The following is a 5,584-nucleotide window of genomic DNA, read 5'->3' as shown; positions in this document are numbered from 1 at the left end:
CGCTCACCTACCGCGACCTCGACGCGCGCGCCAACCGGCTCGCCCACCACCTGCGCGCGCACGGCGTCGGCCCCGACACCCTCGTCGCGGTCTGCCTGGAACGCTCACCCGAGCTGGTCGTCGCCCTGCTGGCCGTGCTCAAGGCCGGCGGCGCGTACGTGCCGCTCGACCCCGCCCATCCGGCGGAGCGCCTCGGCGAACTGCTCGGCGACAGCGCCCCGGTCGCCGTCCTCGCCCACGCCGCGACCCGCGCCACCGTCGACGGCCTCGCCGACGCGCCCCTCGTCGACCTCGACGCCGACGCCCACCACTGGGCCGAGCACCCCACCACCGACCCCGACCCCGGCACCCGGCCCGACCACCTCGCCTACGTCATCTACACCTCCGGCTCCACCGGCCGCCCGAAGGGCGTCATGGTCGAGCACGCCAACGTGGTGCGGCTCTTCTCCGCCACGGCCGGGTGGTTCGGCTTCGGTCCGACGGACGTGTGGAGCCTCTTCCACTCCTTCGCGTTCGACTTCTCCGTCTGGGAGATCTGGGGGGCGCTGCTGCACGGCGGCCGGCTGGTGGTCGTCCCCCGGCTGGTCAGCCGCTCCCCCGCCGACTTCCACCGGCTCCTCTGCGACGAGGGCGTCACCGTCCTCAACCAGACCCCCAGCGCGTTCCGCAGCCTGATCGCCGCGCAGGCCGACAGCGCGCGGGCGCACCGGCTGCGTACGGTGGTCTTCGGGGGCGAGGCGCTGGACCCGACGATGCTGCGGCCGTGGTACGCGGACGCGCGCAACGGGCGCACCGAGCTGGTCAACATGTACGGCATCACCGAGACCACCGTGCACGTGACCCACCGGCCGTTGACCCCGGCCGACACCGAGCGACCCGGCGTCAGCCCGATCGGGCGACCCATCGGGGACCTGCGGCTCTACGTGCTCGACGGGCGGGGGGAACCGGTGCCGCCCGGGGTCGTCGGCGAGCTCCACGTCGGTGGCGCGGGGGTCGCGCGCGGCTACCTCAACCGTCCCGCGCTGACCGCGGAACGCTTCCGGCCCAGCCCGTTCGTCGCGGGGGACCGGCTCTACGCCACCGGTGACCTCGTGCGCCACCGTCCCGACGGCGGTCTCGAATACCTGGGCCGCAACGACTCCCAGGTGCAGATCCGTGGCTACCGCGTCGAGCTGGGCGAGATCGAGGCCCGGCTGGCCGCCTGCCCCGGCGTACGCGACGCGGTGGTGACGGTCACGACCGACGCCACGGGCGAGCCGCGCCTGGTCGGCTACTACACCGCATCGGTGCGCCGGCTGACGGCCGAGGCGCTGCGGACCCGGCTGGCCGGTGTCCTGCCGGAGCACATGGTCCCGGCCGCGTACGTGCGGGTCGCCGAGTGGCCGCTCACGCCCAACGGCAAGCTCGACCACCGGGCGCTGCCCGCACCCGACGGGTCCGCCTTCGCCGCCCGGCACTACACCGAGCCGGTCGGTCCGACGGAGACCGCCCTCGCCGCCATCTGGGCCGAGGTACTCGGCGTCGAGCGGGTCGGCCGGCACGACAACTTCTTCGCGTTGGGCGGGCACTCGCTGCTGGCCCTGCGGGTGCTGGAACGGATGCGCCGCCAGGGCATGCCCGCCGACGTACGCGCGCTCTTCGCCTCGCCGGTCCTGGCCGACCTGGCCGCCGCCGTGGGCGCGGGCGCGGACCGGGCCGAGGCGACGCCGGAGCCGATCCCGGCCGGCTGCGACCGGATCACCCCGGACCTGCTGCCGCTGGTGGAGCTGAGCCAGCCGGAGATCGACGCGGTCGTCGCCACCGTCTCCGGCGGGGCGCCGAACGTGCAGGACGTCTACCCGCTGGCCCCGGTGCAGGAGGGGATGCTCTTCCACCACCTGATGGCCCACGACCGCGACCCCTACCTGGTGACCACGGTCCTGCGCTTCGCCGACCGGGACCGGCTGGACCGCTACGCCGCCGCGCTGGAGGCGGTGGTCGCCCGGCACGACGTGCTGCGCACCGGGGTGGTGTGGCACGGGATCAACGAGCCGGTGCAGGTGGTGTGGCGCCGGGCGCCCCTGCCGATGGAGGAGGTCACGCTCGATCCCGCGGGCGACGACCCGCTCCGGCAGCTCCGCGAGCACGTCGACCGGCGGTACGCCCGCCTCCCCCTCGACCAGGCCCCGCTGCTACGGCTGCTGGTGGCGCGGGACCCGCGCGACGGCGGGTGGCTGGCCGTGGAGCTGATCCACCACATCGTCGACGACAACACCTCGCTGAAGCAGCTGCGGGCCGAGGTCCGCGCGTACCTGGCCGGCGAGGGCGACCGGCTGCCGCCGCCGCTGCCGTTCCGCGACTTCGTGGCGCGGATCCGGCGCGGCGTCGACCGGGCCGAGCAGGAGACCTTCTTCCGCCGGATGCTCTCCGACGTGGACAGCCCGACCGTGCCCTTCGGCCTGCGCGACATCCACGGCGACGGGCACACCATGCGCGACGCCCGGGTGTGGCTCGGGCCGGAGCTGACGCGGCGGCTGCGGCAGCGGGCCCAGGACCTCCAGGTCGGGGTGACCAGCCTGTTCCACGTCGCCTGGGGGCAGGTGCTGGCCCGGGCCGCCGGCCGCCGGGACGTCGTCTTCGGCACCGTGCTCTCCGGGCGGATGGACGCTGGCGCGGGCAGCGACCGCGTCCTCGGGCCCTTCCTCAACACGCTCCCCCTGCGGGTCGCCGTCGACGCCACCGGCGCCACGGAGTGCGTGCTGCGCACCCACGAGGCGCTGACCGGGCTGATCCGGCACGAGCACGCGTCGCTGGCGCTGGCCCAGTCGTGCAGCGGCGTCGCGCCACCGGCGCCACTCTTCACCGCCCTGCTGAACTACCGGCGCGCCGAGGTGCTGGCCGAGTCGGACGCCCCCGCGCCGGAACCCGACGCGGACGACCTGACCTACCTGGCCGCCCAGGAGCGCGGCAACTACCCGCTCGCGCTGGACGTCGACGACCTGCGCGACAACGTCGCGCTGACCGTCGCCGCCGCGGCCGGGGTGGCGCCCGACCGGGTCTGCGCGATGGTCGAACGGGCCCTGGAGACGCTGGCCGACGCGCTGGAGCGGGCGCCGGACGCGCCGGTGGGCGGGCTCGACGTGCTGCCCCCCGCCGAGCGCCGCCGGCTCGTCGAGGAGGGCAACGACGCCACGGTGGCGTACCCGCCGGGGCGCCTGGTGCACCACCTCGTCGAGGCCCGGGCGGCCCGCGACCCGGAGGCGGTGGCCCTCGTCCTCGGCGACGAGCGGCTCACCTACGGCGAGTTGAACACGCGGGCCAACCGGTTGGCCCACCACCTGCGCGCCCGGGGCGTCGGTCCCGACCGGCTGGTGGCGATCTGCGTCGAGCGGTCGCTGGACACCGTGGTGGGCCTGCTGGCGGTCCTCAAGGCGGGTGGCGCCTACCTCCCGCTCGACCCGGCCTACCCGGCCGACCGGCTCGCCGCCATGCTGCGCGACAGCACGCCGGTGACGGCGCTGACCCACGGCCCGGCCCGCGAGCGGCTGCACGCCGCGCTGGCCGGGCTCGACACCCCGGTGGTCGACCTGGACCTCGACGCGGCGGCCTGGGCGGAGCTGCCGGTGACCGACCCGGCCGTCGACGGGTTGGGCGCGCACCATCTGGCGTACGTCATCTACACGTCCGGCACCTCCGGCACCGCCAACGGGGTGCTGGTGGAGCACCGGCAGCTGGTGGCCGTGGCCGCCGCCTGGGAGCGCCTGTTCGACCTGCGTCCCGGCCTGGTGCACCTGCAGATGGCGAGCTTCTCCTTCGACGTCTTCACCGCCGACGTGGTGCGGGCGCTCGGCTTCGGCGGGCGGCTGGTGCTCTGCCCGCGTCCGCTGCTGCTGGACAGCGCGGGCCTGTACGCCCTGCTGCGCCGCCACGACGTGGACTTCGCCGACTTCGTGCCGGCGGTGCTCAACCCGCTGCTGGCGCACCTGGAGTCGACCGGCGGGAGCCTCGCCGGGTTGGAGACGGTGGTCTGCGGCTCGGACGCCTGGACCGCCGCGAACGCCGCCCAACTCCGGGCCCTGTGCGGCCCGCGGGTGCGGATCGTCAACGCGTACGGCGTGACCGAGGCGGCCGTCGACAGCACCTGCCACCTGCTCCCGACCGACGGCCTCGCCGGGGCGACCTGCCTGCCGATCGGCCGGCCGCTGCCGAACGTGCGCGTCTACCTGCTCGACGGCGAGGGCGAGCCGGTCCCGGACGGGGTGGTCGGCGAGATCCACATCGGCGGCGCGGGCGTGGCGCGCGGCTACCTGAACCGGCCCGAGCTGACCGCCCGGCGCTTCCGCGCCAACCCGTTCGTGCCGGGCGAGCGGCTCTACCGCACCGGTGACCTGGGTCGCCGCCTGCCGGACGGCGAACTGGAGTTCCTGGGCCGCGACGACTTCCAGGTGAAGATCCGGGGCTTCCGCGTCGAGCTGGGCGAGATCGAGTCGCGGCTGGCGGCGACCGAGGGCGTCCGGGAGGCGGTCGTCGTGGCGCGCCCGGACGCCGGCGGCCACCAGCGGCTCGTCGCGTACGTGCTGGGCGCAGAGGCGCCGGACGCCGCGCGGCTGCGGGACCGGCTCGCCGCCCAACTGCCGGAGCACATGGTGCCGTCGGCGTACGTCCGGCTGGCCGCGTGGCCGCTGACGCCCAACGGCAAGCTCGACCGGGCGGCGCTGCCGGCACCGGACGGGGATGCCTTCGGCCAGCGCGGGCACGTCGAGCCGGTCGGCCTGCTGGAGACCATGGTCGCCGGCGTCTGGGCCGAGGTGCTGGGAGTCGAGCGGGTCGGCCGGCACGACGACTTCTTCGCCCTGGGCGGCCACTCGCTGCTCGCCATGCGGCTGGTCTCCAGGATCCGGCAGGTGCTGGGGCGGGAGGTCTCCCCGGCGGCGCTCTTCGCGGCGCCGGTCCTCGCCGCCTTCGTCGCCCGGCTGACGCCGGACGGCCGCGACGTGCTGCCCCCGATCCGCCCGGTCGACCGGGCCGGCGCGCTGGAGCCCTCCTTCGCGCAGCGGCGGTTGTGGTTCCTGGAACGCCTCGGCGGTCTCGGCCACGCCTACCACATGCCCCTCGCCCTGGAGTTGGCCGGCTGGCTCGACCACGACGCGCTACGGGCGGCCCTGGACGCCCTGGTCGCCCGGCACGAGGCCCTGCGCACCCGGCTCGTGCCCGCCGGCTCCGACGTCCACCAGGAGGTCGACCCGCCCGGCACCGGCTTCACCCTGCACACGCACGACCTCACCGGGGCGCCCGACGCCGCCGCCCGGCTGGCCCGGCTCCAGGACGAGGAGTTCACGGCCCCGTTCGACCTGACCGCCGGCCCCCTGATCCGGGGCCGCCTGGTCACCCTCGCCCCGGACCGGCACGTCCTGCTCGTCACCATGCACCACGTCGTCTCCGACGGCTGGTCCATCGGCGTCCTGACCCGTGAGCTGGGGGTGCTGTACGCCGCCTTCCACGACGGTCGGCCGGATCCGTTGCCGCCGCTGCCGGTGCAGTACGCCGACTACGCCGCCTGGCAACGCCAATGGCTCACCGACGGCACCCTGCAACGCCAGGAAAC

1 protein-coding gene is annotated in these 5,584 nt (G+C 75.6%); it reads left to right on the top strand.

All coding sequences use genetic code 11. The annotated features are described in order from the left end of the window. The coding region (locus ACLQ20_RS31270; RefSeq protein WP_425858366.1) for an amino acid adenylation domain-containing protein at window positions 1-5,584 on the top strand (5,584 nt) is incomplete at both ends.

Origin of the sequence: Micromonospora sp. DT46 (genome assembly GCF_049841735.1) — a bacterium.
Taxonomy (GTDB): domain Bacteria; phylum Actinomycetota; class Actinomycetes; order Mycobacteriales; family Micromonosporaceae; genus Micromonospora; species Micromonospora reichwaldensis.
This window is presented reverse-complemented; position numbering and strand designations above follow the sequence as displayed.